The sequence below is a fragment of the Paenibacillus sp. LC231 genome, assembly GCF_001860525.1.
Classification (GTDB): Bacteria; Bacillota; Bacilli; order Paenibacillales; family Paenibacillaceae; genus Paenibacillus_AQ.
Window position 1 is genome coordinate 1 of sequence record NZ_JFOM01000049.1, and the last position, 26,305, is coordinate 26,305.

General features: G+C 49.2%; 23 protein-coding genes, 11 tRNA genes and 2 rRNA genes. 33 read left to right on the forward strand and 3 right to left on the reverse strand.

The features are described from left to right. From AK95_RS25540 to yajC, 21 genes are all read left to right on the forward strand, one after another. Positions 1–126 (forward strand): 23S ribosomal RNA (locus AK95_RS25540); the annotation flags it as partial. Between the two features lie 212 nt (positions 127–338). Next, positions 339–455, forward strand: a 5S ribosomal RNA gene (rrf, locus tag AK95_RS25545). Between the two features lie 10 nt (positions 456–465). Continuing rightward, positions 466–541: transfer RNA gene (locus AK95_RS25550), tRNA-Asn, on the forward strand. Positions 542–546: 5 nt separating this feature from the next. After that, positions 547–638 (forward strand) — tRNA-Ser (locus AK95_RS25555). A 17-nt stretch (positions 639–655) separates the two neighbouring features. Continuing rightward, positions 656–730 (forward strand) — tRNA-Glu (locus AK95_RS25560). A 164-nt stretch (positions 731–894) separates the two neighbouring features. Next, positions 895–970 (forward strand) — tRNA-Val (locus AK95_RS25565). 87 nt (positions 971–1,057) lie between these two features. Further along, positions 1,058–1,134 (forward strand) — tRNA-Met (locus AK95_RS25570). A 30-nt stretch (positions 1,135–1,164) separates the two neighbouring features. Further along, positions 1,165–1,241, forward strand: a tRNA-Asp gene (locus tag AK95_RS25575). 17 nt (positions 1,242–1,258) lie between these two features. Beyond that, positions 1,259–1,334, forward strand: a tRNA-Lys gene (locus AK95_RS25580). A gap of 40 nt (positions 1,335–1,374) precedes the next feature. Beyond that, positions 1,375–1,449: transfer RNA gene (locus tag AK95_RS25585), tRNA-Gly, on the forward strand. Positions 1,450–1,453: 4 nt separating this feature from the next. After that, positions 1,454–1,530 (forward strand) — tRNA-Arg (locus tag AK95_RS25590). Positions 1,531–1,571: 41 nt separating this feature from the next. After that, positions 1,572–1,651, forward strand: a tRNA-Leu gene (locus tag AK95_RS25595). Positions 1,652–1,659: 8 nt separating this feature from the next. Then, positions 1,660–1,733 (forward strand) — tRNA-Pro (locus AK95_RS25600). 146 nt (positions 1,734–1,879) lie between these two features. After that, complete coding sequence (locus tag AK95_RS25605) at positions 1,880–2,593, forward strand: BofC C-terminal domain-containing protein (RefSeq protein WP_071222745.1); 714 nt, start codon at positions 1,880–1,882, stop codon at positions 2,591–2,593. A 212-nt stretch (positions 2,594–2,805) separates the two neighbouring features. Beyond that, on the forward strand, positions 2,806–3,309 hold the full coding sequence (gene ruvC / locus AK95_RS25610; protein WP_071222746.1) for a crossover junction endodeoxyribonuclease RuvC: 504 nt from the start codon (positions 2,806–2,808) through the stop codon (positions 3,307–3,309). Then, a complete protein-coding gene (gene ruvA, locus AK95_RS25615) occupies positions 3,306–3,923 on the forward strand; it encodes a Holliday junction branch migration protein RuvA (RefSeq protein WP_071222747.1) in 618 nt (205 codons plus the stop codon). The genes ruvC and ruvA overlap by 4 nt, the downstream gene beginning before the upstream one ends. A gap of 29 nt (positions 3,924–3,952) precedes the next feature. Then, positions 3,953–4,960: a Holliday junction branch migration DNA helicase RuvB gene (gene ruvB / locus AK95_RS25620; RefSeq protein ID WP_071222748.1), complete on the forward strand. Its 1,008-nt coding sequence runs from the start codon at positions 3,953–3,955 to the stop codon at positions 4,958–4,960. Positions 4,961–5,018: 58 nt separating this feature from the next. Continuing rightward, a complete protein-coding gene (locus AK95_RS25625) occupies positions 5,019–7,109 on the forward strand; it encodes a SpoIID/LytB domain-containing protein (protein WP_071222749.1) in 2,091 nt (696 codons plus the stop codon). Between the two features lie 5 nt (positions 7,110–7,114). Next, positions 7,115–8,146, forward strand: coding sequence for a tRNA preQ1(34) S-adenosylmethionine ribosyltransferase-isomerase QueA (gene queA, locus AK95_RS25630; RefSeq protein WP_071222750.1), 1,032 nt, complete (start codon positions 7,115–7,117; stop codon positions 8,144–8,146). Between the two features lie 20 nt (positions 8,147–8,166). Further along, the gene (gene tgt, locus AK95_RS25635) at positions 8,167–9,306 is read left to right on the forward strand and encodes a tRNA guanosine(34) transglycosylase Tgt (protein ID WP_071222751.1); all 1,140 of its coding nucleotides are present in this window, start codon (positions 8,167–8,169) and stop codon (positions 9,304–9,306) included. Positions 9,307–9,353: 47 nt separating this feature from the next. Continuing rightward, complete coding sequence (yajC, locus tag AK95_RS25640; RefSeq protein ID WP_071222752.1) at positions 9,354–9,668, forward strand: preprotein translocase subunit YajC; 315 nt, start codon at positions 9,354–9,356, stop codon at positions 9,666–9,668. A gap of 138 nt (positions 9,669–9,806) precedes the next feature. Here the strand turns inward: yajC and AK95_RS25645 are convergent, their stop codons facing one another. Then, on the reverse strand, positions 9,807–10,196 hold the full coding sequence (locus AK95_RS25645; RefSeq protein WP_071222753.1) for a TIGR04086 family membrane protein: 390 nt from the start codon (positions 10,194–10,196) through the stop codon (positions 9,807–9,809). Between the two features lie 192 nt (positions 10,197–10,388). Here AK95_RS25645 and AK95_RS25650 point away from each other — a divergent pair, with 192 nt between their 5' ends. Continuing rightward, on the forward strand, positions 10,389–11,171 hold the full coding sequence (locus tag AK95_RS25650) for a YetF domain-containing protein (RefSeq protein ID WP_071222754.1): 783 nt from the start codon (positions 10,389–10,391) through the stop codon (positions 11,169–11,171). Here AK95_RS25650 and spoVB read toward each other — a convergent pair. Next, positions 11,168–12,769: a stage V sporulation protein B gene (gene spoVB, locus AK95_RS25655; RefSeq protein WP_071222755.1), complete on the reverse strand. Its 1,602-nt coding sequence runs from the start codon at positions 12,767–12,769 to the stop codon at positions 11,168–11,170. The two genes, AK95_RS25650 and spoVB, sit on opposite strands and share 4 nt — an antisense overlap. Before the next feature lie 188 nt (positions 12,770–12,957). Here spoVB and AK95_RS25660 point away from each other — a divergent pair, with 188 nt between their 5' ends. The 6 genes from AK95_RS25660 (at position 12,958) to AK95_RS25680 (ending at position 19,611) form a co-directional block, all read left to right on the forward strand. Then, the gene (locus tag AK95_RS25660; protein WP_006208841.1) at positions 12,958–13,215 is read left to right on the forward strand and encodes a post-transcriptional regulator; all 258 of its coding nucleotides are present in this window, start codon (positions 12,958–12,960) and stop codon (positions 13,213–13,215) included. Between the two features lie 131 nt (positions 13,216–13,346). Continuing rightward, the gene (gene secD / locus AK95_RS33655) at positions 13,347–14,597 is read left to right on the forward strand and encodes a protein translocase subunit SecD (protein WP_074961948.1); all 1,251 of its coding nucleotides are present in this window, start codon (positions 13,347–13,349) and stop codon (positions 14,595–14,597) included. Then, the gene (gene secF, locus AK95_RS33660; RefSeq protein WP_074961950.1) at positions 14,587–15,504 is read left to right on the forward strand and encodes a protein translocase subunit SecF; all 918 of its coding nucleotides are present in this window, start codon (positions 14,587–14,589) and stop codon (positions 15,502–15,504) included. Before secD ends, secF begins: the two co-directional genes overlap by 11 nt. Positions 15,505–15,642: 138 nt before the next feature. Further along, a complete protein-coding gene (locus AK95_RS25670) occupies positions 15,643–16,608 on the forward strand; it encodes a cation diffusion facilitator family transporter (protein WP_071222756.1) in 966 nt (321 codons plus the stop codon). A gap of 61 nt (positions 16,609–16,669) precedes the next feature. Then, positions 16,670–19,069: a single-stranded-DNA-specific exonuclease RecJ gene (gene recJ / locus AK95_RS25675; RefSeq protein WP_071222757.1), complete on the forward strand. Its 2,400-nt coding sequence runs from the start codon at positions 16,670–16,672 to the stop codon at positions 19,067–19,069. A gap of 26 nt (positions 19,070–19,095) precedes the next feature. Further along, the gene (locus AK95_RS25680) at positions 19,096–19,611 is read left to right on the forward strand and encodes an adenine phosphoribosyltransferase (RefSeq protein WP_071222758.1); all 516 of its coding nucleotides are present in this window, start codon (positions 19,096–19,098) and stop codon (positions 19,609–19,611) included. Between the two features lie 94 nt (positions 19,612–19,705). On the opposite strand, the gene uraA is transcribed toward AK95_RS25680, so the two are convergent. After that, a complete protein-coding gene (gene uraA / locus AK95_RS25685; protein ID WP_071222759.1) occupies positions 19,706–21,004 on the reverse strand; it encodes a uracil permease in 1,299 nt (432 codons plus the stop codon). Between the two features lie 301 nt (positions 21,005–21,305). Here uraA and AK95_RS25690 point away from each other — a divergent pair, with 301 nt between their 5' ends. From AK95_RS25690 to AK95_RS25710, 5 genes are all read left to right on the forward strand, one after another. Continuing rightward, positions 21,306–23,483 (forward strand): RelA/SpoT family protein, encoded by a 2,178-nt coding sequence (locus AK95_RS25690; protein WP_071222760.1) that lies wholly within the window; start codon positions 21,306–21,308, stop codon positions 23,481–23,483. Positions 23,484–23,937: 454 nt separating this feature from the next. Continuing rightward, the gene (gene dtd, locus AK95_RS25695) at positions 23,938–24,381 is read left to right on the forward strand and encodes a D-aminoacyl-tRNA deacylase (RefSeq protein WP_071222761.1); all 444 of its coding nucleotides are present in this window, start codon (positions 23,938–23,940) and stop codon (positions 24,379–24,381) included. Between the two features lie 104 nt (positions 24,382–24,485). Further along, on the forward strand, positions 24,486–24,653 hold the full coding sequence (locus tag AK95_RS34615; RefSeq protein ID WP_201259434.1) for a hypothetical protein: 168 nt from the start codon (positions 24,486–24,488) through the stop codon (positions 24,651–24,653). A gap of 217 nt (positions 24,654–24,870) precedes the next feature. Continuing rightward, positions 24,871–25,377: a type 1 glutamine amidotransferase domain-containing protein gene (locus AK95_RS25705; protein ID WP_071222763.1), complete on the forward strand. Its 507-nt coding sequence runs from the start codon at positions 24,871–24,873 to the stop codon at positions 25,375–25,377. Positions 25,378–25,460: 83 nt separating this feature from the next. Beyond that, on the forward strand, positions 25,461–25,916 hold the full coding sequence (locus tag AK95_RS25710; protein ID WP_071222764.1) for a hypothetical protein: 456 nt from the start codon (positions 25,461–25,463) through the stop codon (positions 25,914–25,916). The last annotated feature ends 389 nt before the right edge of the window (positions 25,917–26,305 follow it).

Sequence of the window (26,305 nt, forward strand, 5' to 3'; positions counted from 1 at the left end):
GCCCCCCTCAAGATGAGATTTCCCAACTAGTAAGACCCCTTGAAGACGACGAGGTAGATAGGTTGGAGGTGGAAGTGCAGCAATGCATGGAGCTGACCAATACTAATCGGTCGAGGGCTTATCCAAATTACCCCAAAAAAGTGAAGCGAAGCTTTGAAGCAACGCCGAATACTTTCCGGGGACCCCGATACCACATCGGGTAATGCTACGGATTCTAATCAACGCAAATTCGTTTCGTATCTAGTTTTCAGGTGATCAAAACTGAATTGTAAGTGTACAAGCTATACTTGCATGGAGGATGATCACGGCATTTGGCGATGCCGGATCCTGAATATACGTTTGGTGGCGATAGCGGAAGGGTTCCACGCGTTCCCATACCGAACACGACCGTTAAGCCTTCCAGCGCCGATGGTACTTGGACCGAAGGGTCCCGGAAGAGTAGGACGTCGCCAAGCGGATACATATTCCCTGATAGCTCAGTTGGTAGAGCACTCGACTGTTAATCGAGTTGTCACAGGTTCGAGTCCTGTTCGGGGAGCCACTTATGGAGAGGTGTCCGAGTTGGCCGAAGGAGCACGATTGGAAATCGTGTAGGCGCCAAAAGTGTCTCGAGGGTTCGAATCCCTCTCTCTCCGCCAGCAAGGACTTCATATATGGCCCGTTGGTCAAGGGGTTAAGACACCTCCCTTTCACGGAGGTAACAGGGGTTCGAATCCCCTACGGGTCACCACTTTCTTAATTGCATCAGGGGATGAGAATCCCGCCGGTTCGTCGGAGGATAACTTCGTAAGCATTGACTTCGCAGTCTCGAACGAAGTGAGAGTATCCCCTACGGGTCACCACTTTCTTAATTGCTTCAGGAGAAGCGTTTAATTAAGTAACAACAAACCAGACGGAGGCTTAGCTCAGCTGGGAGAGCATCTGCCTTACAAGCAGAGGGTCGGGGGTTCGATCCCCTCAGCCTCCACCATGATTTATCCCCAAATAGTGAAGCACATGCTTCGCAGGTAATTCCGATTACTTTTCGGGGACCCCATATAAGCAACCTTTTTAATGACGCGGGGTGGAGCAGTTCGGTAGCTCGTCGGGCTCATAACCCGAAGGTCGTAGGTTCAAATCCTGCCCCCGCAACCAATTTATATCGCGATAGCGATAATGCCTCGTGGAACTGTGGTGTAGAGGCCTAACATGCCTGCCTGTCACGCAGGAGATCGCGGGTTCGAATCCCGTCAGTTCCGCCATTTACTCTTAGTAATAAGAGCCATTAGCTCAGTTGGTAGAGCACCTGACTTTTAATCAGGGTGTCGAAGGTTCGAGTCCTTCATGGCTCACCATCTTTACCAAGAGAGCATAAGACGGAATACATATTACATTGCGGACGTGGCTCAGCGGTAGAGCATCGCCTTGCCAAGGCGAGGGTCGCGGGTTCGATTCCCGTCGTCCGCTCCATTTTGCGCCCTTAGCTCAGCTGGATAGAGCGTTTGACTACGAATCAAAAGGTCGGGAGTTCGAATCTCTCAGGGCGTGCCATTTTTGAAATAATTACTTAACTCATTATGAAATTTCATTGTGCCGGTGTGGCGGAATTGGCAGACGCGCGCGACTCAAAATCGTGAGGGAAACCGTGGGGGTTCGAGTCCCTTCACCGGCATTAAATAACGGGATGTAGCTCAGCTTGGTAGAGCACCTGGTTTGGGACCAGGGGGTCGCATGTTCAAATCGTGTCATCCCGATTCGATCGAAAGACTGCTTTCAGTGTAACTGAAGGCGGTCTTTCTTTGTTATGGATTGAAAATGAGGCTGATGGCAAAAGCGGAACTGAATAATTTGGCAGCTTCCCGGTCACAATATGAAAAACATTGAATAGAAGGGGATAACCTTGAGTGTTTTTCATTTCTTTAAGAAGCTGTTCAGAAAACGCTGGAGACGCTGGAGACGCGCGATTTGGTCCTGTGCGATCCTATTGATCGCAGGTATCATGATATGGTCAGGCCAGAATATAAAGGATCAGATGAATAAGCTGCTCACTGCTGCATCCGACGATACGCCACTGGCCGTAGAAACGATGCATTACTTGCAGATCGAGGATGATAAGTTGGAAGAGCGCCGGCAGGATCAGAGGGAATTCATGCAAAAGCTGAATACCTCGAAGGGAAAGAAGCATGTTCATGTTCGGATCACCTATGTATGTGGCATCGAAGAGCAGGATATGGGAAAGCTTACGGCGGATGGCATTTATGAACTGATGAATAAAAATCCTTTATGGCAGGGACGATTGGATAACAAGGGTGAAGTCTGGCTGGAGCAAACCGTATCCGACCTTTCACCCACCTGTAAGAGGCAAGCCTATATGAGCATTGATTCCAACGGAAACTTAACCTTGTTCGATGGACCACCGGAGGAAGAAAAAGTGATGCGGACCTTCTTTCAGCTGGATGTCGGTTCGATGGAGTCGTCTTTGCCTAGAGATGTGATTCAGCAGCTTGAGGAAGGGATTCGAATTCAAGATATGGAAGAGTATAACAGTGTTCTGTCAACCTTTAGCGACTATGCCCGGGATATGGCTGAAAATGTCATGAACCCGACCCCATAGGACCTCCCGGCCTTGTCGCTTGGTGACCGAAAATGGTGCTGCCCGGAAATTTCCCGGGCAGTTTTTTGCGTTGGACAGGTATGTTAGCGGTCTCAATATAGAGGATACGTAACCGGTGCTTAAAGGATCAAAGTTTTTCCTCAATAGTGGTCGATCTTTTGTTATAATGAGAGAACGATACATATGTTCGCTTCATCAGAGGAGAGATTGGTTTGCGCATTTTAGGGATCGACCCCGGGATTGCGATTGTAGGTTTCGGGTTTGTAGATAAGGTTGGAAGTAAAGTCACGCCGGTACAGTATGGCTGTATCCAGACGGAAGCCCACACTCCGGATGAAGAGAGGCTGCACCACGTCTACGAGGGCATGGGGCAGCTTATTGATAAATATGAGCCTGAGGCCGTTGCTTTCGAGAAGTTATTTTTCAACCGGAATGTAACCACGGCGATGTCCGTATCCCAGGCCAGAGGGGTGCTCATCCTGGCTGCAGTCCAGCGCGGGCTCCCAATTGCGGAATATACGCCGATGCAGGTGAAGCAGGCGATTGTCGGCTATGGCAAGGCCGAGAAGAAACAGGTACAGGAGATGGTCAGGATGTTCCTGAAGCTGCAGAGCATTCCCAAACCTGACGATGTGGCGGATGCACTGGCTGTAGCGATCTGTCACGCCCATTCCTATACACTGAATTCCAAGTTAAATGAGGTATTGCGAAAATGATCGATTTTTTACGGGGACAGGTTGTCCACTTAGAGAGTGAATATATTGTATTGGATGTTCAAGGAGTAGGGTATCGGGTATTCTGCCCGAATCCGTATGCTTTTGCCAAAACCGACGGAACTATTACGGTGTTTACCCATCATCATGTCCGTGAGGATGCCATCCTGCTGTTTGGATTTCCGACGCGGGAGGAACAGAAGCTGTTCCGTAAACTGATTGAAGTCTCGGGAATCGGCCCGCGTGTGGCGCTCGGCATATTGGGCGGGGGATCTCCGGACCATGTGGTTTCCGCGATCTACCAAGAGAATGTATCCTTCTTGATCAAGCTTCCGGGAATCGGTAAGAAAACAGCGCAGCGCATGATTCTGGATCTGAAGGACAAGCTCGAGGGATTCGGAAATGCGAGCATGATGACCGGTCTGTTTGCCATTCAGGAGCCTGAACCGAAAGCTGACGGCTCGGCGTGGTCTGAGGCACGTGAAGGACTGAAGGCTCTTGGTTATACGGATAGCGAGCTGGATAAGGTCTGGCTTAAGATTAAGGATTCTGCCGCAAGCGGTGAATCCGTTGACGTGCTGATGAAACGGGCACTGCAGCAGCTATACGCCGGCTAGAGGATCGCTGCAGGAGAGGGGTTTAATAGATGGATGATCGAATTATTTCCGCCAATCTGATGATGGACGAGCAGGCTGTCGAGCTTAGTCTTCGTCCACGTTATTTGGCTGAATATATAGGACAGAATCAAGTTAAGGAAAATCTCAAGGTATATATCGAAGCGGCAAAAATGCGTAACGAAGCGCTTGACCATGTGTTGCTGTACGGTCCACCGGGACTCGGAAAAACGACGCTGGCGAATATTATCGCCAATGAGCTTGGCGTTAATCTCCGTACGACTTCCGGTCCGGCCATTGAGCGTCCGGGAGATCTCGCTGCGCTTCTCACCAATCTGCAGGAAGGAGATGTCCTGTTTATTGATGAGATCCATCGCCTGCACCGGACGGTAGAGGAAGTGATGTATCCGGCGATGGAGGATTTTGCACTGGATATTATGATCGGCAAGGGGCCAAGCGCACGCTCGGTTCGCCTGGATCTGCCACCGTTCACCTTAATTGGCGCCACCACCCGGGCTGGATTGCTTTCTGCCCCATTAAGGGACCGTTTTGGCGTGGTAAGCCGTCTGGAATTCTATACGGTCGACGAATTGAGTTACATTGTGTCGCGCAATGCCGATCTTTTGGGGATCGAGATATTAGGAGAGGCAGCAGAAGAGATTGCCTTGAGATCGCGGGGGACGCCACGCATAGCCAACCGACTCTTGAAAAGGGTGCGTGATTATGCCCAGGTCCGGGGAGATGGCATGATCACGCCTAGCATCGCTCAGGAAGCGTTGAAGATGCTGCAGATCGATCCGATGGGTCTTGACTTTATCGATCATAAAATGCTGAATGCCATGATCAAAAGCTTCCGCGGGGGACCAGTAGGTCTGGATACCATTGCGGCAACCATTGGAGAAGAAAGCCAAACCATTGAAGATGTTTATGAACCGTATCTCTTACAGATCGGTTTCTTGCAGCGTACACCCCGCGGACGAGTTGTAACGCCCACAGCTTATCAACATTTAGGCATTCCCTTCCCTGAGGATCGTCGTTAAATTATAGAATCAATACATTTCATACCAAATCCTAATAGCTACAGGAGGAAATACGTAAATGGATAGGAACTGGACGAAATCATTATTCGGTTGGACCACCAAAGGACTCTTGTCACTGGCTGTTGCCGGAACCTTATGGAGCGCGCCTGCGGTACATGCGGCCGCTCCTTCATTAGATACGATTCGTGTTGCGATGTTCCTGGATCTGGGAAGTCAGTATAAATCAACAACCAATGCCGTAACACTGAAATCCGCTGAGGCTCTGACGGCATCGCTGCTTGCATCCGGTGCACAGCAGGCTTTGATAAACATTCCAGCAAACCAGCAGGTCCGAATGAGTGTGGATACATACCGCGTTAAGGTGCTTGAGACCACGGATTGGAAAACGGCTTCGGAAGCAGCAAAAAAACTGCAAGCGACGAATGACAAACCGTTGCTGTTTGCGGACGGCAATGTTTACAAACTATATGCAGGTATGTACGGAACAGAGAAAGCGGCCTTGGACGGGGCTGCCCGAACGGCAAAGACGGCGGCTGCTCATCTGAATGGTCAAACGCCTTCGGTTAAAGGCGGGCTGCATCTGACAGCAGGATCGTACGGATCGGAGGCTGAAGCCGAGTCTGTGCGTAAGACGTATGTGGATGCCGGCATGGATGCTTTTAATGTTGTGGTGCCTAGCGGAGGTGCATCCGCTTATGAGGTGTGGGTCGGCGAGGCAGCCAACACAGCCGATCTGGCTGTGCTCAAACAGGAAGCTTCTAAACTATCCGGCTCCCTCGTTGAACAGAATGCGTCAGCTCCGGGTCTGATTATGAGACGAGATGTAAGTCTGAACCTGGCGACTCCTCAAGCGACACAGCATTATATGTTGTCGGGGGGGCAGTCCGTATTGCATCTAGAAGGGACTTCAGGCGCCGGAACGAATGTGAAGGAACGATCGGATCGTTCGTATCGAGGCGCTTTGGAGATCGGACAAAAGAACGGTCAATTGTATCTTGTCAATGAGCTCCCGTTCCAGCAGTACTTGTATTCCGTCGTTGGAGCCGAGGTGCCGTCTACTTGGGGGGCTGAAGCACTGAAAGCACAGGCTGTGGCAGCGCGCAGCTATGCGCTCTTCCAAGGTAATAAGTTCGAAGTAGCTCATGTCGTGGACACAACGTTAAGCCAGGCTTATTACGGGACCGCCTATGAGTATCCGAGCATTATTCAAGCAGTGGATGCAACCGACGGCGAAGTTGTCATGAAGGACGGCAAAATTGTGGAAACGGTCTTTTCTTCCAATAGCGGAGGAATGACGGCAGATTCCACCGAGGTGTGGGGTAACCGTAACGATCTGTTTGCTGCGGTGGAAAGCCCTGGAGACTCCTCGTCCCAGGCAGCGCTGAAATCTTGGTATCATGTACTTCTTCCGAGTGGTGTTACAGGTTATGTACGTGAGGACAATGTGAAGGAAACCGGAAATAAAACATCGGCAGGGTTCCTGTATATGACGGTTACCGCCAAGGATACGAACGTACGCCCACTCCCATTGATCCAATCGAATGTTGAGCCTGTAGGCAAGATGAATCCGGGCGAAACGGCTGTCGTCCTGGAGAAAGTGGCGGAATCCAACAGCTATGATTGGGTTCGCGGCCCCTATACTTCGGATCAATTGCTCGCCTCTCTAAAAGGAAAAACCTCCAATAGCCTGCCTTCTTCCATTACTTCGCTGGATGTAACGGAGCGAGGCCCGTCCGGACGTGCCCTTGCGGTTAAAGCCAACGGTCAAGTGCTGGACGTGAAATATCCGGATATGTTCCGCTCGGCTTTTAACGGTCTGCCAAGCACATTGTTTGATATTGAATCAACCGGAAGTTATACTGTATTGAGCGCGAATGGTGCGGTATCAACGGTATCAAGCGGCCAATCGGTGTCCGTCATCTCAGGGAGCGGCAACGGAAATGTCAAAGGTTCCGGTACCGTTGTGATGAATGGAACGGGGAAAGCACGCGTGATTGAAAGCTCTCCCGGCTTTAAATTTACCGGTAAAGGCTTTGGTCATGGACTGGGCATGTCTCAATGGGGTGCCAAGGGAATGGCAGACGAAGGGTATGATTACAAGCAGATACTCCAACACTATTACCGCAACACGACTATTACGAAGGACTGACCGATATGAATGTGGATTTGTATGATTTTGAATTACCCGAACATTTAATTGCGCAGACACCGCTGCTGGATCGAAGTTCCTCCAGGCTCCTCACGCTGGATAAACAGAGCGGAGATATACGCCATCAAACGTTTGCGGACATCATAGACTACCTCAATCCGGGAGATACGCTTGTATTAAACGATACCAAGGTAATCCCGGCCCGATTATTCGGTGCAAAGGAAGACACCGGTGCGAAGGCAGAGGTCCTTCTGCTGAAGAATATGGGGCAAGACCGGTGGGAAGCACTTGTAAAACCTGGCAAGAAGCTAAAAAAAGGAAACGTCATTTCCTTTGGCGACGGAAAATTAAAAGCGGTCATCGAGGAAGAAGGAGAGATGGGTGCCCGCACCTTATCCTTCTCGTATAAGGGAATTTTCCAAGAAATCCTCGATGAACTGGGGCAAATGCCACTCCCGCCATATATTAAGGAAAAGCTGGATGACCGCGATCGTTATCAGACCGTATATGCGAAGCATGAAGGATCCGCGGCTGCACCGACGGCTGGCCTGCACTTCACGGAAGCTCTCCTGGAACAGATCCAGGCCAAGGGAGTGGACATCGCCTTCATTACCCTGCACGTCGGACTGGGGACATTTCGTCCGATGTCCGTGGATCAGGTTGAGGATCATGTCATGCATGAAGAGTACTATTCCCTCTCCCAGGAAACCGCTGAGCTGCTGAATGAGACGAAGCGGCGCGGCGGCCGGGTTATCGCTGTAGGAACCACCTCTTGCAGAACGCTGGAGACGGTTGGATCGGAGCGAAACGGCGAACCTCTGCGCGAAAGCAGCGGCTGGACGAGCATTTTCATATATCCCGGTTATGCTTTTACCGTCGTGGATGCGCTGATCACGAATTTTCATCTGCCGAAATCCACGTTGGTGATGCTGGTCAGTGCGCTGGCCGGTCGCGAACACATTATGAAAGCGTACAAGGAGGCTGTTGAGAAGGAATACCGGTTCTTCAGCTTTGGCGACGCGATGTTTATCTATTAATTCGGAGGTTGGTTATCACAATGGCAGCAGCTGTTACTTATGAACATATTAAAACGTGCAAACAATCAGGCGCCAGGCTCGGCAGAGTGCACACCCCGCACGGCGTGATCGATACGCCGACATTCATGCCTGTCGGAACATTGGCAACCGTAAAAACCATGAGCCCGGAAGAGTTAAAAGCTATGGATGCCCATATTATTTTGAGCAACACCTATCACCTCTTTCTGCGTCCTGGACATGATATTGTGAAAGAAGCGGGCGGACTGCACAAATTCATGAACTGGGACCGTCCGATCCTGACCGATAGCGGTGGCTTCCAGGTATTCAGCTTGGCAGAAATGAGAAAAATATCGGAAGAAGGCGTACATTTCCGTTCCCACTTGAACGGAGATAAACTGTTTATCTCCCCGGAAGTTGCGATGGAGATTCAGAACGCGCTCGGATCTGATATTATGATGGCTTTTGATGAATGCCCGCCTTATCCTGCGGAGTATGAATACGTTAAACAATCCACCGAGCGGACCTCTCGCTGGGCTGAACGCTGCCTGAAGAGTCATGCCAGACCGGAAGACCAAGCCCTATTCGCCATCGTTCAGGGAGGCATGCATGAGGATCTGCGCCGTCAGAGCGCCCGTGATTTGACTTCCATGGATTTCCCGGGTTATGCTATTGGTGGACTTAGTGTGGGAGAATCGAAGCAGCTTATGTATGAAGTGCTGGATTACACGGTGCCCCTGCTGCCGAACAATAAGCCTCGCTATTTGATGGGAGTCGGATCACCCGATGCGTTGATTGAGGGCTCGATTCGTGGTGTGGATATGTTCGATTGCGTGCTTCCGACGCGGATCGCTCGCAACGGGACAACGATGACAAGTCAAGGCCGTCTTGTCGTTCGAAATGCTCAATATGCCAGGGATTACGGACCGCTGGATCCGGAATGCGACTGCTACACTTGCCGTAACTACTCGCGTGCTTATCTGCGTCACCTAATCAAGAGTGATGAAACGTTTGGACTAAGATTGACGACGTATCATAACCTGCATTTCTTGATTAATTTGATGCGTAATGTGCGTCAGAGTATTATGGAAGATCGTCTGCTTGACTTCCGCGATGAGTTTTTTGATAAGTACGGCCTACACGATAATGAAAAAGGGTTCTAAAGCAAGATCATGGCCATCATGATAAGTTTGTGAAAGGGGGGAAAGAAATGTTTGGAACTTCATTTGATCTCGCAGCAGGACAGACTCAAGGCGGCGGAGGCATTTTGGGATTGATTTTGCCGTTCGTGCTGATGTTTGTCATCTTTTATTTTCTGCTTATTCGTCCACAGCAGAAGAAACAGAAGACCAGAAATGCCATGCTTAGCGCCTTGTCCAAGGGAGACAAAGTCGTAACGATCGGAGGTCTTCACGGCACGATTGTGGAGATTACCGACGACATTGTGGTCTTGAAAGTGAACGATGTAACGAAGTTAACGTTCGACCGTAACTCGATAAGCCATAGTGTGAATGCGGATGCATAATGACGTATCACATACATATGGAATGTAATCGTTAAAGCAAAGGCCGACTCCCTCATGGGAGCCGGCCTTTGTTTTTTATATGAGCGTGAAGAATGGGAAGCAGAAGTCCTTAAGTAATGGAGAGCATTTGAGCCAGCGTTATTTTTTCAAATTGACCCCGAACATCCCCCCGATGGCGCCGCCAGCAAATACCGTGGCAATCAGCGTCAAATCTCCGAGAGATAAGGAGCTATCCAAAGCAAGAAAACCAATGACGAGCAGTGTAACGCCGTATACCAGCCCTGTCAGGCAGCCGTAATACCAACCTTTGTTTCCTGCGCGCTTGCCGCTCACACAACCCCCGATAAAGGCGGAGACGGCATGTACAAGAAACGTGTAGAACGATAAATCATCTTCGGCCAGCCCGCTGCCCCATAGAAGCAGGGATAATACCAACGCGCCAAGAAACATCCAGAAAAAAGAATACAATAGTCCTGAAAGAATCGGATTGGTGATCCTGAAAGTGAAGACTCGCCGGATCGGTTCCATGAATCATCCCCCTTAACAAATCTTGATCATTAAATTGTATGGCCAAGCCTGTACATATAGTACAAACTGAATATTTTGCTGACGGATTAACATGATTTCCATTAATTAATCTGTTGTAATCGAATGGGAACAGCAGTAGCAGGCCAGAATAGCTGTACATGAGAATGTTCGATAAGCTAGGAGGGATTGATTATGTCTCATATGACTATTCTGATTCTGCGGACCATTCTGATGTATGTGGTCATCTTTGTCACCATGAGAATCATGGGCAAACGGGAAATTGGAAAGCTGTCCATCTTCGATTTGGTCATATCCATCATGATTGCAGAGATCGCCGTTTTTGTTCTTGAAGATATCAAAAAGCCGATTTGGGAGGGACTTGCTCCTATCGCTGTTTTGGTTGCCATTCAGGTAGGACTTGCTTATATCGGCTTAAAAAATCGAAATATACGGCTATTTGCTGACGGAAAGCCGAGCGTGTTGGTGTCCCGGGGCAGACTCCATCGCAAAGAGATGGCAAGGCTTCGCTATAATTTGGATGATCTGATGCAGCAGCTGAGGGGCAAAGACATTGACAGCCTCGCGGACGTCGAATTTGCGATACTCGAAACATCCGGCCAGCTTACCGTGATTCCGAAGGATACGGACAGCAGCTCCGACAGCAGTTCGAATAGCTCTTCAAGTTCATCCAACACCTCAGGCGCCACCAACTCTTCATCCACTTCATCTCAATTCGAAAAAGAAAACCCTACAGTCGTAGATATTCCTTACGATAAAATTACGTATGAAGGACTGCCCATACCGCTTATATTGGATGGAAAGGTGCAGGACGAGAACCTTGAATTAATTCATAAAACGCGGTTCTGGCTTAAGAACGAGATCCAGAATTTCGGTGCTAAGGATTTTAAGGATATTTTTCTATGCTCTATTGACCATAAAGGCCGGATTTACATTGACCGTAAAGACAGAATCTAACGGCGGCTAAATTTATTGAACCAGGCACCGATGACAGGCACTCGCTCCAAATCTCGTGGTGTTACCAGCTTGGTCATAAAAATCATGATGAAATAAACCAGAATACCAGCTGCGATGGAGGTCCAAAATTGCAACCATGGCGCGGCCGAAAACGGAAGATGTTTGTACCCATAGAGAACGCAGGCACCCATAATGATCATAACTGCCCCGATTTTGACATAATCCAGCAGGCGGAATCGAAAGCCGATCAGCCTCGATAGGCTGAAACCGTGGAGTATTGTAACTGCAATGCTGTTTACGATAATGGCAATGACGGCTCCTTTTATGCCAAAGGCGGGATTGGATGCCAAATACACAATGAGGCTCATTTTGATGATCGCCCCGAATAACGTATTCAGTAATGCCCGGCCTGGACGGTCCAGTGCTTGCAAGGCAGCTTGAAGCGGGGACTGCACATACAGGAACAAGGCAAACGGCGCCATGATTTTGAGCATATCGCTAATCTCCGCGTTGTTGTACAGGAGCAGACATAATGGTTCAGCCAGGACAAACATAATGATGGCGAACGGAGCTCCCGAGACAAGTGCTAGCCGAAGGGATTGATTCATCCGTTTATGAATCGTAGACCGGTCATTACGGGCGGCTGCTTCCGAGAGTGAAGGTACCAGAGAGATGGCCAGGGAAACCGTCAGTGCACCGGGCAGCAGCAGGAGCGGGATGATCATCCCTTGCAGGGCACCGTACTGGGCTGTGGCTACGGATGTCGCTATACCTGCCATAGCCAGGCTGCGATTGGTCAGAATCGTCTCCAGCAGGTAGGAGAAGGACCCTACCATCTTGCCCCCCGTAACAGGCAATGCAATGCCGAGTAAACGTTTCAAAATGCCTTGATTCGTCGGGGGGGCTTCGTCTGCTTTTTTTTCGGATACAGCTTCTTGGGGCTTGGGTAAAAGTTTACTCGTTCGCCGTCCCTCGCCGGAGTATTGCAGCAGCAGTGCGATCATGCCAATCAATTCTCCTACGGCTGTTCCGAGCATGGCGCCCGCTGCCCCATAAGCAATGCCTTTGGGCATCAAGAGATGTGCAAACCACAGCATGCAAATAATGCGGACAATGGTCTCGATCACGGAGGAGCTTGCGGAGGGAATCATGTTCTGTTTGCCCTGGAAATATCCGCGGTAGACTGACGAAACGGCAATGATGATCATCATGGGGGTCATACTGATAAAGGTCTGGTATACACGCTCGTCCGGCAAAAGCACGCCGGTAACCCAAGGAGCAAGGAGCAGACTGAGTCCCATAAAGAGGGTGCCTGCTGTAAGCGTCAGCATTAGACTGACATGCAGAATTTTTTGGGAAGCATCCCGCTTCCCGGCGCCTTCCGCTTCGGCAACCATTTTGGCAATGGCCAGCGGAATTCCGCCGGTAATGATGGTCACGAGCACAATAAAGAAGGGGTAGCCCAGTTGGTAAATTCCGACACCCTCGGGTCCGATGATCCGGGGGAGGGCGATCCGGGGGATAAAACCGAGTAGGCGATTTAATATGCCGGCTGCAAGTAAAATCAGCGTTCCTTTAATAAATGATTGCTTGTTCACTGTCCATCCCACTCCCTGGTTAAGACTGAATACGATGACACGACATGGCTATTCTTATGGATATGCCCTACCTGTCCCATCTGATGACTTTACTTTTTTTTCAGGACATGGTAGGAATAGAAGGAAAGCAATGTATCATGTCGAATGTAACTTAGGGACAACAGGGAGTCAGTGAGGAGGCCATATGCATGGAACTCGAGCAAATGAGCGAGGAAGAATTGATGAGCACCATTGAAATGGTATGCTTGAGCAAGGTTGAGGAAATGCATTTGATTGGGTACGAATATGTGACTAGCGACGATATTTGGAACTGTGTCAGCAGCAAGTATGAAAAGGAAGGCGTTCCCTCCCTCCATAAACTGGTCAATGACATTCTGTCCTTGAAGGCGACAGCGTTGATGAACTATATGACAATATCAGCATATAAGGGATCTTCTTTCGATTAATCGAAGAGGTCCCTTTTGCCTTGCGGATATAAGGGTTCATTCATAAGCCCGACAAATTTTGATAAATTGACTGGGTTTTATGACATCGCTATAATAGGAATATTGAGTAAAAAGGGGGAACAAAGGACGGCATGAAGAGAATTATCAGTTTCGTCGGAACCGTACTCGTGATCACTGTATTAATGGCCGTTACAACTCCGGGCTTGCTGAAAGACGTCCGTCTAGGTTTGGATCTTAAGGGTGGATTCGAAATCCTTTATGAAGCGGAGCCTTTGATGGAAGGGCAGCAAGTCACAAAAGAAGCACTGCAGGAAACCGCAAAGAGTTTGCAAAAGCGTGCGGATGCAATGGGAACATCAGAACCTGAGGTTACGCCGGAAGGAACGAACCGGATTCGCTTAAAGGTGGCAGGCGTAACGGATGAGGCTGAAGTTCGAAAAACAATGAAAGAACCTGCAAACCTCACATTCCGAAGCAATGACGGCTGCAAAGAAGGCGAGGAGTTCTGTAAAATTGAGCTCCGCGGCGACGATTTCGTCGAGAACGGCGCATCGGTTGCCTATGATCAGCTTAATCAGCCTATGATAGATATTAAAGTGAAGGACAAAGGGAAGTTTGCTGAAATTACAGAACGTCTTCTCGGTCAAGAGCTGGCTATCTTCATGGACGACCAATTGCTGTCAGCTCCGACGGTACGAGCCGTATTAACGGACGGTACCGCTCAAATTACGGGGAATTATTCGCTGGATGAAGCAAAGCAGATCCGGGATACGATTAATCTCGGCGCCCTGCCGCTGAAACTGGTTGAGAAATATTCGCAGAGCGTAGGGGCTACGCTTGGCATGCAATCTCTTACAAAGACTTTACAAGCCGGTCTGATCGCTTCTGTTGCGATCCTGCTGTTCATGATTATCAGATATCGTGTACCGGGCTTGCTGGCAAGCTTTGCACTTATTTTGCATACATGGCTTCTGATCCTTATTTTCGTATGGGCTGACTTTACGCTGACGCTTCCAGGTATTGCGGCATTTATTTTAGGTATTGGTATGGCGGTTGATGCCAATATCATCACCTATGAGCGCATTCGGGAAGAGATCAGAACTGGCAAGAGTGTTCCTTCCGCTGTGAAAGCAGGCGGTAAGTCATCCCTGCGAGCTATTATGGACTCCAACTTGACGACGATACTCGTTGCCGCTGTCATGTTCGGATTTGGTACTGGCGCGGTCAAAGGTTTTGCGCTTGTATTGATTCTGGAGATCATCGTGAGTATTGCCACGAACGTTTATTTCTCCCGTTTCTTGCTCAATCTGCTTGTGAATATTGGTTGGGCCCGCAAACCGAGCCAATATGGCGTAAAGGAGCGTGACATTCGTGAGCTTTAAGAACTTCGATTTCGTAGGCAAAAGCAGGTTTTTCTATATACTGTCCATTGCAATTACGATTCTGGGCTTGGTATTCCTCTTGACTCGTGGTCTTAACTACGGCGTTGATTTCCAATCCGGCTCGAACGTGGACATTTCCCTCTCCAAAACGCTGACTACGGAGCAGATTGATACCGTGTTAGAAGAGGCGGGAATCGGTGAAGATGCGAGCATTACACCTGGTAATGACCGCGTGAATATCCGATTCAGAGAGGTGCTGACCGAGGATCAGGATATGAAGATGCGTACCGGCATCGAGAAGCTGGATGAAAAGGCTACTTTCGAGGTCAACACGGTGGACCCCGAGATGGCAAAAGAGCTGGGCCGAAACGCAATTTATGCCGTATTGATCTCCTGTATCGGAATTATCATCTATGTCAGCATCCGCTTTGAATGGCGCTTTGCGATAGCAGCCATCGTAGCCCTGCTGCATGATGCGTTTGTGGTTATCAGTATTTTCTCTATCCTCGGTCTTGAGGTAGACCTGACATTCATTATTGCCGTTCTGACGATTATCGGTTACTCAATTAACGATACGATCGTCATCTTTGACCGGATCAGGGAAAATCTAAGGTTTGCCAAGATCAAGCGGTACTCGGATCTTAAGGATCTGGTAAACAAAAGCTTATCTCAGACACTCGGCCGTTCGATATATACGGCACTATCCGTGTTTATTGCAGCGTTCTTCATACTTCTGCTTGGCGGTGAGTCGATTCAGATGTTCTCGCTGGCGATTTGTATCGGGTTGCTATTCGGCGCGTACTCTTCGATCTTTATCGCGAGTCCGTTGTGGCTCCTCCTTAAAGGGCGCAATGTCAGCAATAAACCGAATTCGCCTAAGCCAAGCAAAGATAAGATTGAAATCTAATTGAGCCGCTGTTGGTGTAACAGTCTAGATAGCAGAGGATCCTATACAAGTGGAAAGCCGCGTCGCTGGCGACGCGGCTTTCTAAAGTTAACAGCGTGATAAGCACAGGATCAATAGTGACATTGAGGGGGGCCTCAAGTGAGCAATGAACGTTTGAATCATACGGAGACTGTCCTTTGGACAGGCATTGTAACGGATTTTGCATTGGCCTTGTGCAAAGGGATCGCCGGTTATTTATCCGGGAGTAAGGCTCTAATCGGAGATGCTCTGCATTCTGCTGCGAATGCCGTAACTTTATTGGTGGACCGTTTGCCAAGCCTCGGTATATTCGGCAATAAAAACTTAATTCGGGACAAACGGAACGTTTCGGGCACAACGGAACCGGTCATCTCGATCCTATTTGCGGTTTTATTGATCATGGGTGGTATTCAAATTGCGGTATCCGCGATCCAAACCATGGCATCAGGCGACCTGGAGCCGCCGACCGAATCGGCATTGCTTGCAGTTTTTATATCACTCGCGGTGAATGAAGCCGTGTTTCAGTACCAATCCCGGCAGATAAAAAGAAACAATGACCCCAGGTACGAGGTGCTGTCCGCTGATCATCGATATACCTTGTACTCTTCGCTAACGGTATTGATCGGCGTGTCACTAGCGATGGGGGGCTCCTACTTCGATTGGACACCCCTGCTCTATATGGATTCGGTTGCGGCTCTGATTGTGGCTTGTCTCGTGATCCGCAAGGGGTATATATTAATCGTTCATTCCGTTTATGGTACCCTCGTGGAAGAGAAGCGGCATGAGCACGAAGCCGAATTCATGGATACGATTCAGCGGGTACATGGCGTGATCACGATCGAGGAACTGAAGGTTCAGGAATACGGGCAGATCCGTCATGTGAATATTGAAGTGAAAATTACCGTGAATCCCCGGACGTCCGTGTTGGAGGCTCAAGAAATTGCCGAGCGTATCCGGAAGCTGTTAACTCATCGTTTTATTCAGGTTACGGATGCCAAGGTTCACGTTGTACCCTATGAACCGGGTTATCCGTATAAATCGAATTTTGACTTGATGGACAACGATATGCCGACACTGCCGCAGTAGCGTCTGGAGCTAACAGGTATAAGACAGCAGGAAAAAGGCAGGAAAAGGAAGGTGAGTCCCTGTGCTGTATTCCAAATATGAATGGAGAATACACTGGGCAGAGTCATCAATCACCGATAGGCTGGCCCAGGATCTGTCGTTGCCACCGATGGTGGCTTCGCTCATGGCGTCACGAGGGATACATTCAGCCGAGGATGGACGGAGATTTCTATATGGAACGTTTGAGCTGACGCATGACCCTTATCTCATGCAAGGGATGCAGGAGGCTGTACCGCGTATTCGTAAAGCGCTGGAGGATCGGGAGCATATTCTAATCTACGGCGATTATGATGCAGACGGTGTTTCCAGCACGTCATTGATGATTCATCTGATGCGTTACTTGGGTGCATCTTATGATATTTATATACCTCACCGATCCAATGAAGGTTATGGCTTACATAATCACGCGCTGGATTGGGCCCATCAGCAAGGGGTCAGTCTGGTCATTACCGTCGATACTGGGATTAGCGCAGTCGAACAGATTGCGTATGCCAACAGCCTTGGCATCGACGTAATTGTCACGGACCATCATGAGCCGCCTGAGGTGCTGCCAGAAGCTTATGCGCTGATCAACCCGAAAATCCCTACATGTCCCTATCCCTTTAAGGGACTGGCGGGCGTAGGCGTGGCTTACAAGCTGGCACAGGCTCTCGTTGGAGACCCGCCGGAGGAATGGCTTCAGATTGTTTCTATCGGAACCATTGCTGACTTGATGCCGCTCACGGGGGAGAATCGGGTGCTTGTGAAGCACGGGATCGAATCGATGCGGAATACGAGGTATGAAGGCATTCGATGCCTGCTTGAGGTATCAGGGATCCATGTGGAGCAGGTGACAGCCGTTAATGTGGCATTCTCGATGGCACCACGGATTAATGCCAGTGGCCGTCTGGATCATGCAGGCCGTGCCGTTACGCTGCTTACAACAGAACACCGGGAAGAAGCGGAGCGGCTTGCCTGGGAATTGGATGGGCTGAACAAGGATCGGCAGCAAGTGGTCGAAAACATCGTCCAGGAAGCGCTGGGCATGGTTCAAAACCGCTGGAGAGGACAGGAGGTTCCTCCTGTAATCGTGTTGGCGGGTGAAGGCTGGAACGTGGGCGTAGTTGGCATCGTGGCCTCAAAAATACTGGAGCGATTCTACAGGCCCGTTGTTATTCTCGGGATTGATCCCGAGACGGGGAACTGCAAAGGTTCCGCCCGATCGATTCCAGGATTCGATATTTATGCGGCTCTGCATTCCTGCAAAGACGTCATGGACCACTTTGGGGGTCATCCATCCGCAGCGGGCATGAGCCTCCATCGGGACCGTTTGGAGGAATTTGAACAGGGACTTCATCGATATGCGGAAGAAGCGCTCGAAGAAGAGCATCTGATTGCAATCTGTGAAGCGGACCTGGAGGCTAGCTTGTCGGAGGTATCGGTGCCTGTTATTGAACAAATTGAACAGTTAGGCCCGTTTGGCATGGCCAATGCTGTGCCGAAGATTGTCTTTCGGGATGTTGTCATCAAGGACGTCCGCAAAATCGGCAAAGAGGGGAAACATCTGAAGCTTCGTTTGCAGCAAAAGCGGGAGGTTATCGATGCAATCTCATTCGGCTGGGGACATCTAGCCGATATTTTGCCGGTGGGATCGGTTGTGGATGTGCTTGGCGAGCTTTCCGTGAATGAATGGAACGGGAGCCGTAAAGTACAGCTCATGATTCAGGATATCTGCGCCCCTTATCAACAGGTGTTTGACTACCGCGGGATCAAGGAGCCGATACAGGAAATTCAGAGGTGGAGAGCGGAGCTGGAGCCGCATCTGCGCTGCACGGCAGTCCGTTCGGCAGTGGTGTACGCAAAAGATTCACATCCGGAAATAAAAAGTCAATTGTATGATATGTGCCTTTGGGTATATGATAGGAATGCTGGCATCATGCCGGATAATGATATTGCTGAGAACAGTCAAGAAGATATTTCCGTTTTGTTCGTACTGGATGTACCGGAGACGGCTGAACAATTGGATGCATTCATGTCAGCCTTCCATTCCGTTCCTAATATATTCATGCTGCATCCGACCCGGAACCTGCGCGAACGACTGCAAATTCCGGACCGCGAACAGTTTAAAAAGCTGTACGTTTCACTTGCCGGAATGACGTCCGCTCCCGTGTCGGAGTATGAGGTTGTAGCACGTCTGCAGAAGCAGACGTCCTTGTCCGAACGCATGCTGCTCAAAGTACTGGATGTGTTTGAGGAATTGGCGTTCATCCAGCGTGATGAGGGACAGATTACCTTTATACCGAAGCCGGAGAAAAAGCCGCTGGATGCTTCCCGTCACTTCCGTGAACTAAGCGATTTGGCAGATATGGAGCAGCATCTGCTGCATGCCGGTACGGAACAATTAACCCAATGGATGATGTCCCGCACAAAAGGCGTATCTTAACCGCAACTATACAGGAGGAGATTATTTTGGATTTTAAAGATTATATTCGTGTCATTCCCGATTTTCCGCAGGCGGGGATCAGCTTCAAAGATATTACTACACTGCTGAAGAATGGTGAGGTGTATCGCAAAGCCATCGAAGAATTGAAGGTCTTGGTATCCGACCTCAAAATTGATGTGATAGCTGGTCCCGAAGCCCGTGGATTTGTTGTAGGTGCTCCGCTGGCTTATGCTCTTGGGGTAGGATTCGCGCCCATTCGCAAAAGTGGAAAGCTTCCCTACGAAACGATCGAAGTGGGATATGACCTCGAATATGGTAAAGATCGCTTGGCGATGCATACCGATGCAATCGAGAAGGGACAAAATGTATTGATTGCGGATGATCTTCTTGCAACAGGCGGTACGATTGCGACTTCGGTTAACCTCATTCGTCAATTGGGCGGAAACGTTGTTGGAGCAGCATTCATGATCGAGCTGGCTGATCTCAATGGCCGTTCGAAGCTGGATGGAATCGATGTATTTACATTAATGCAATACGAGTAATCGACAACATTCTCCCTGATTTTCCCGGGAAATAATAAAATGCCCTGAGCAGTCATCTCAGGGCATTTTTCTATTTTGCAATCGAGTTGTCGTTTCAATCCGGCGTTTTTTCTACGAGCGGCTCATCATTTTTTTCATTGGAGAGGCCGGTAATCTCGAAGACTTTGAAGAGGAGGGCCATGAGAACACCTACGATAGTAGCCAGGGCCATACCCTTTAGCTCGATGTTAGCGATCTTCAATGTTACGCCGCTAATTCCTGTTACCAGAACTAGCGTAGCCAGGATCATGTTGCTTGCTTTGGAGAAATCGACCCTTTGCTCAACAAAGATCCGAAGGCCGGAAGCTGCGATAACCCCGAACAGCAATAGAGATACGCCGCCCATTACAGGTGTAGGAATGTTGGCTACAACGGCGGAGAACGTTCCAGAGAAGGAGAGCAGAATCGCAATAACGGCTGCTCCGGCAATTACGAATATCGAGTATACCTTTGTGAGTGCCATAACCCCGATATTTTCACCATAGGTGGTATTGGGTGTGGAACCTACGAATCCTGACAGGATGGTGGATATACCGTTACCGAGAAGGGAGCGGTGCAGGCCAGGGTCTTTGGAGAGGTCTTTGCCCACGATATTACTTGTTACCAGCAAATGCCCGATGTGCTCTACGATAACAACGATTGCCACCGGAATGATGGACCAGATCGCGCCGTTATCGAATACCGGGGTTGTCAGCTCCGGAGCAGACAGGAACTTCGCGTTCGCGATTTTCTCGGTGTCTACCACGCCTAGCGCGAAGGAGAGTGCATAACCGACAACAATTCCGATCAGAATGTGAATGATTTTGGCGAAGCCGCGGAACAGGATGGATCCGAGTACGGTGACACCAAGTGTCACGAGTGAAATCGTAATGGTTGTAGGATCAATGGATTGTCCCTCTTCTGGCAAGAAGCCGGCCATACCAGCGGCAACCGGTACAAGCTCAAGCCCGATCATGGCAATAATGGCACCCATTACCGCTGGCGGGAATACAAAGTCGATCCATTTGGTTCCTGCATATTTAACGATAAGAGCTACCAGGCAGAAGATAATCCCTGTTACGATAAAGGCGCCCAGTGCCTTGCTATAGTTGGCTTCCGGATCGCCGGCGAGCACGACCAGAACCGGTGCGATAAAGGCGAAGCTGGAGCCGAGGTAGGCCGGGATCTTCCCTTTACATAAAAAAATGTAGAGCAGCGTGCCGATGCCGTTCATCAGCAGGATCATGCCGGGATCCACGCCGAATAGGTTCGGTACAAGCACCGTACTTCCGAACATGGCGAACAAATGCTGCAGGCTCAGAAGGAAACCTGGGCCAAACGGAAGTTTCTCATCTACTTGAATTTCTCGTTGCAAACCATTTCACTCCTCTTAGGACTTTAAATATAGGACCGTTCGCGTACGATCTTTAATAGATTAAATACAATCGTTCGTTTTTTCAACACTAATTTTTACAGTTCGTCAAAATATCCATTTCATGTCAAGTTTTGATGTCTCCGAGCCGGAAACGGGCATACTATAAGTGTCTGAACGCTCGACATGTTGACGTATAACGTCACAAGCGTCATAATGATAGGAAAACAATCACGAGGGAACCTGCACGTTTTGACAAGGGCGGGTTCCATTTTATATAGAAAGGGAAGAGAAGGACTCCAAAATGGGCATAGAGCGATTACTCGAAAAGGCCAGCGCCTATATAAAAGAACCCGATCTTCTCCGCATCCAGGAAGCTTATGAATTTGCGGAGCAAGCCCACCACGGACAAGTGCGGAAATCGGGAGAACCTTATATTCTTCATCCGCTTGCGGTTGCAGACATCGTGGTGAATATGCAGATGGACACGTTGTCTATTATTGCTGCGTTGCTTCATGATGTCGTTGAGGATACAACTGTATCGCTCGAGCAGATCCGTGAGCGCTTCGGGGATACCTGCGCACTGCTGGTGGATGGTTTAACGAAACTGGAACGTATCCAATTCCGATCCAAAGAAGAACAGCAGAACGAAAATTATCGTAAAATGTTTATCGCGATGGCTAGGGACATCCGGGTGATCGTGATTAAGCTGGCGGATCGGCTTCACAATATGCGCACGCTTAAGTATCAGTCCGAGGAAAGCCAGCGCCGTATTTCCTATGAAACGCTAGAGATCTTTTGTCCGATCGCTCATCGTCTAGGTATTTCCGCGATCAAGTGGGAGATGGAGGATATCGCGCTTCGTTACTTGAATCCGCAGCAGTATTACCGCATTGCGAATTTGATGCACAAGAAGCGGGCTGAACGTGAGCAGTATATCGACAATGTCATAGTCTGTATCCGTGAGAAGCTCGATGAGATGGGCATACAAGCCGACTTATCGGGCAGGCCGAAGCATATTTACAGCGTGTTTAAGAAAATGACGGTGAAGAACAAGCAATTCAACGAAATTTATGATCTTCTTGCAATCCGCATTATTGTGGACAATATCAAGGATTGTTATGCTACGCTTGGCATCATCCACACCTTGTGGAAGCCGATGCCTGGCCGTTTCAAAGATTATATCGCCATGCCAAAAACGAATATGTATCAATCCCTTCACACGACGGTGGTCGGACCGAATGGGGAACCGACAGAGGTACAGATCCGGACCTGGGAGATGCATCGTACGGCAGAGTACGGTATCGCGGCTCACTGGTCCTATAAAGAAGGTTCCGCAGGCAACGGAGGCAGCTTCGATAATAAGATGACGTTCTTCCGTGAAATATTGGAGCTGCAGCATGAGACGAAGGATGCCTCGGAATTTGTAGAATCTCTGAAGATGGACTTTTTCTCCGATTTGGTTTTTGTGTTTACGCCAAAAGGCGAGGTGATCGAGCTGCCTTCAGGCTCCGTCCCTCTCGATTTTGCCTATCGAATTCATACTGAAGTAGGAAACCGGACGATTGGTGCCAAGGTCAACGGCAGAATCGTTCCGCTGGATCATCAACTCAAGACTGGCGATATCGTGGAAATTTTAACATCGAAACATTCGTACGGTCCTAGCCAGGACTGGTTGAAGATTGCCCAATCCTCCCATGCCCGCAGTAAGATCAAGCAGTGGTTCAAGAAAGAGAAGCGGGAAGAGAATGTGGAGAAGGGGCGCGATATGCTGGAGCGCGAAATTAAGCGCCTCGGTCTTGAGGTGTCCGAATGGACGACCGATGATAAATTAATGGAGGCGGCCAAGAAATTCGCCTTTAATGATATCGAGGATATGTTATCGGCGGTTGGCTTTGGCGGGATCACGGCCGCACAAATCTGTACCAAAGTGACCGAGAAGCTCCGTAAGGAGCAGGAGGAAGCAAATCAGCTTGAATTGACCTCCGAGATGAAGGAAATCAAGCCGGCGGAGAAACGAAGCCGTCCGACTAACGGCGTGCGCGTGAAGGGGATTGATAATCTGCTGGTGCGCTTCGCGAGATGCTGCAATCCCGTACCCGGCGATGATATTGTCGGTTACGTTACCCGCGGACGCGGTGTATCGGTCCATCGTTCGGATTGTGCCAATCTGCCGTCCATGGGTGAAGGCGAGGATGCCGCTCGCGTCATCGAGGTGGAATGGGAAACGGCGGTTGAGGCTAACTACAGCGTTGATATCGAAGTGACGGGCCATGATCGCAACGGACTGTTAAATGAAGTTCTTCAGGCCGTTTCAGAGAGCAAAACGAATATTTCCGCTGTGACCGGCCGATCTGACAAGAATAAAATGGCGATGATTCACATGACGATTTTGATCCGCAATACGGATCACCTTCATTCCGTTGTGGAGCGAATCAAGCGGGTGAAGGATGTATATACCGTTCATCGAATCATGCAGTGACGCAAGTGATGGCACGGTAGCGTGGTTAACGGACTCCGGGGTTTTATGGACATGTACAGTCTCGGATGATTATACGAATGCGGTCTGTTATCCTGCGGGAGACAGGCCGTTTTATTTTAAGTGTGAGGATCTGCTGCCAGATATCGCAAGAAAAACTACCGATAAACGCGGCCTGTCTTCTTAGAGAGCATATCGATAGACATTTTTCTTAAGATATCAGAGTATAAACTTCGGAGGATCTGTCTGCCTGATATCGCAAGAAAAACTACCGATAAACGCGGTCTGTCTTCTTAGAGAGTACATCGATAGACATTTTTCTTAAGATATCAGAGTATAAACTTCGGAGGATCTGTCTGCCTGATATCACAAGAAAAACTACCGATAAACGCGGTCTGTCTTCTTAGAGAGTACATCGATAGACATTTTTCTTATGGAAAAGAAGGAGCTAAACACAATGAGAGTGGTTATTCAAAGATGTAAGCATGCGCAAGTCACGGTTGACAATGAAATCGTTGGCCAGATTGAAGCTGGATTGATGGTGCTGGTCGGTGTGACGCATGAGGATGAAGAGAAGGATGCCAAATACCTTGCCGAGAAGGTTGCGGGACTGCGCATTTTTGAGGACGAGGATGGAAAAATGAATTTTAGCGTCCAGGACGTGGGCGGAGCCATTCTGTCGGTATCCCAGTTTACACTTTATGGTGACACCCGCAAGGGAAAACGTCCGAATTTCATGGCCGCCGCCAAACCGGATGAAGCAAATGCATTGTATGAATCGTTTAACCGCGAGCTCTTAGCGAAGGGGTTGCAGGTTGAGACCGGGGTGTTCGGAGCCATGATGGACGTGTCGCTAACCAATTGGGGCCCGGTAACCCTGATCATTGACAGCAGATCATAAGCGGCTAAAAAAGACGGACAGCATGCATCATATTGAAGAGATGGGGCATCCTGAGTGAACAAATGCTTGTGAGGCATTCACACAAAAAAGGAGCCGTGTTAGCTATGCGCCAACCTCCCAAATTTTCGATATGGAGCAGTTTGCCCACGATGGTCGGGTCCGGAGACATTAGGGAAGCAGCGAGCACAGAGCGCATGGTTGCAGCTTCGGAAGATCCTGTACAACTCATCAGCATAAAGGGACAAATGCGGAAGCAGCTGCCGAGATCGTAGGACCCAATAGGATCGTGTGTCACTCATGGTGACTTCATGAAAGAGCCTGAGAATATTCTCGGGCTCCTTTTCATAAGCTGTGAGTCCCACAGACCCCCTATCATGACCATGTGCCTGAATGGTGCAGATCGCGGGGCTTTCGTCCATTCCGCTGTTATAAAAAGGACATTCCAGGGTAATAACAAATCGAGGACAATCATGAAAGGAGACATGCCAGATGAGTAAAGTTGCATTTCTACTAGCTGACCAATTCGAAGATTCCGAGATGAAAACTCCTTATGATGCCGTGAAGGAAGCGGGGCATCAAGCTGATATTATTGGTTTGAAGCAAGGACAAGAGGTTAAGGGTAAACAAGGCAAGGCATCGTATACAACGGATAAAGCCATTGCCGACGTCAATATAAACGATTATGATGCGGTGGTTATTCCAGGCGGCTCTTCCCCGGAAAATTTGCGTCTGGATTCCCATATATTGCAGTTTGTTGCAGCAGCGGACAAGGCAGGCAAACCGATTGCCTCGATATGCCACGGGCCGCAAATTCTGGCAAGTGCCGACCTGCTGAAGGGACGCACGATCACTTCCTATCCTCCGCTTCAGGATGATATGGTAAATGCTGGCGCTAACTTTAAGGATGAAAAAGTCGTCGTGGATCGCAACTTCATTACGTCCCGGACGCCGAAAGATGAGCCGGCCTTTGTGCGTGAGCTCTTAAAGGCACTGTAAGAAGAAAGAAGCTGCATGCTGTATGGTTGTCCATGTTATACCGGTCTTTCAAACACTTGGGTTGAAAAAAAGGAGGAATGGACATGTCTAGACAAATTCAAGCTTATTTCAGAACGGAAGACGACGCTGAAGGCGCAAGGACGAGGCTGTTAACGTACAATACGGAACAGCTGGAGGTGGGACAGCTTCAGGATTCGGTTCGAGGCGGAGGCAATATCCTCGTGCCGCTGGTGCCGTGGGGCAATTCCGGCACGGGCGGAGCGACTGCAGGGGCTACAACGATGGGAGCGCCCGGCGGAGTCGTCGGGGCTCCCGGGGTCCTCGTGGGCTCCCGTGACGCCAATGACAGCCGCGATATAGCGCAAGATCGACCGCAAGACGATGACACACTCGGCGACACGTGGCGCGAAGCAGACGTAACGGACCTGGACTATGATGATCTGAGATATACGCTGTCCGTTAAGGTAAGGGACGAGGATTACGATCAGATCGTCCATGATTTGCGGGCGAATAACGCTTACGTGGAGCGATTTGACTAATTAGCGGAAAAGCTAGCAGCGCGTTATTTCTCTTTTAGAAGACGGAAGATCATCATGCTCGGGGAGCTGTCCCTGGGAACGCAATAGGGCTGTTCCGCTGATGGAGCAGCCTTTTTTGGTTATAATATTAAAAGCGCTTTCTTGCTTGTAACATAACTGTAATGTTTGTTCAATGTTTCTTTAATATTCCCTGTTTATAATAACAGCATGACCCCCTTTTTTATATAATATATGTTTTGGACCTACAACGTGGTTTGTAGGTTTTTTTCTTTTTTCGGGCAATTTCAACAAAGTTTCTTGACTTTAGTGTGGTAGTTCATTAGAATCTAAAAATATAATGTTTTGGGTATACTATATTTATCAATAACAGATTTCATGACGGGAACAAG

Coding starts and splice junctions, on each gene's coding strand:
- queA (WP_071222750.1), top strand. CDS start 7,115: ATGAATGTGGATTTGTATGATTTTGAATTACCCGAACATTTAATTGCG.
- AK95_RS25650 (WP_071222754.1), top strand. CDS start 10,389: ATGTCTCATATGACTATTCTGATTCTGCGGACCATTCTGATGTATGTG.
- AK95_RS25690 (WP_071222760.1), top strand. CDS start 21,306: ATGGGCATAGAGCGATTACTCGAAAAGGCCAGCGCCTATATAAAAGAA.
- ruvB (WP_071222748.1), top strand. CDS start 3,953: ATGGATGATCGAATTATTTCCGCCAATCTGATGATGGACGAGCAGGCT.
- yajC (WP_071222752.1), top strand. CDS start 9,354: ATGTTTGGAACTTCATTTGATCTCGCAGCAGGACAGACTCAAGGCGGC.
- ruvA (WP_071222747.1), top strand. CDS start 3,306: ATGATCGATTTTTTACGGGGACAGGTTGTCCACTTAGAGAGTGAATAT.
- AK95_RS25625 (WP_071222749.1), top strand. CDS start 5,019: ATGGATAGGAACTGGACGAAATCATTATTCGGTTGGACCACCAAAGGA.
- AK95_RS25645 (WP_071222753.1), bottom strand. CDS start 10,196: ATGGAACCGATCCGGCGAGTCTTCACTTTCAGGATCACCAATCCGATT.
- AK95_RS25660 (WP_006208841.1), top strand. CDS start 12,958: ATGGAACTCGAGCAAATGAGCGAGGAAGAATTGATGAGCACCATTGAA.
- AK95_RS25710 (WP_071222764.1), top strand. CDS start 25,461: ATGTCTAGACAAATTCAAGCTTATTTCAGAACGGAAGACGACGCTGAA.
- AK95_RS34615 (WP_201259434.1), top strand. CDS start 24,486: ATGCGCCAACCTCCCAAATTTTCGATATGGAGCAGTTTGCCCACGATG.
- secD (WP_074961948.1), top strand. CDS start 13,347: ATGAAGAGAATTATCAGTTTCGTCGGAACCGTACTCGTGATCACTGTA.
- dtd (WP_071222761.1), top strand. CDS start 23,938: ATGAGAGTGGTTATTCAAAGATGTAAGCATGCGCAAGTCACGGTTGAC.
- tgt (WP_071222751.1), top strand. CDS start 8,167: ATGGCAGCAGCTGTTACTTATGAACATATTAAAACGTGCAAACAATCA.
- AK95_RS25705 (WP_071222763.1), top strand. CDS start 24,871: ATGAGTAAAGTTGCATTTCTACTAGCTGACCAATTCGAAGATTCCGAG.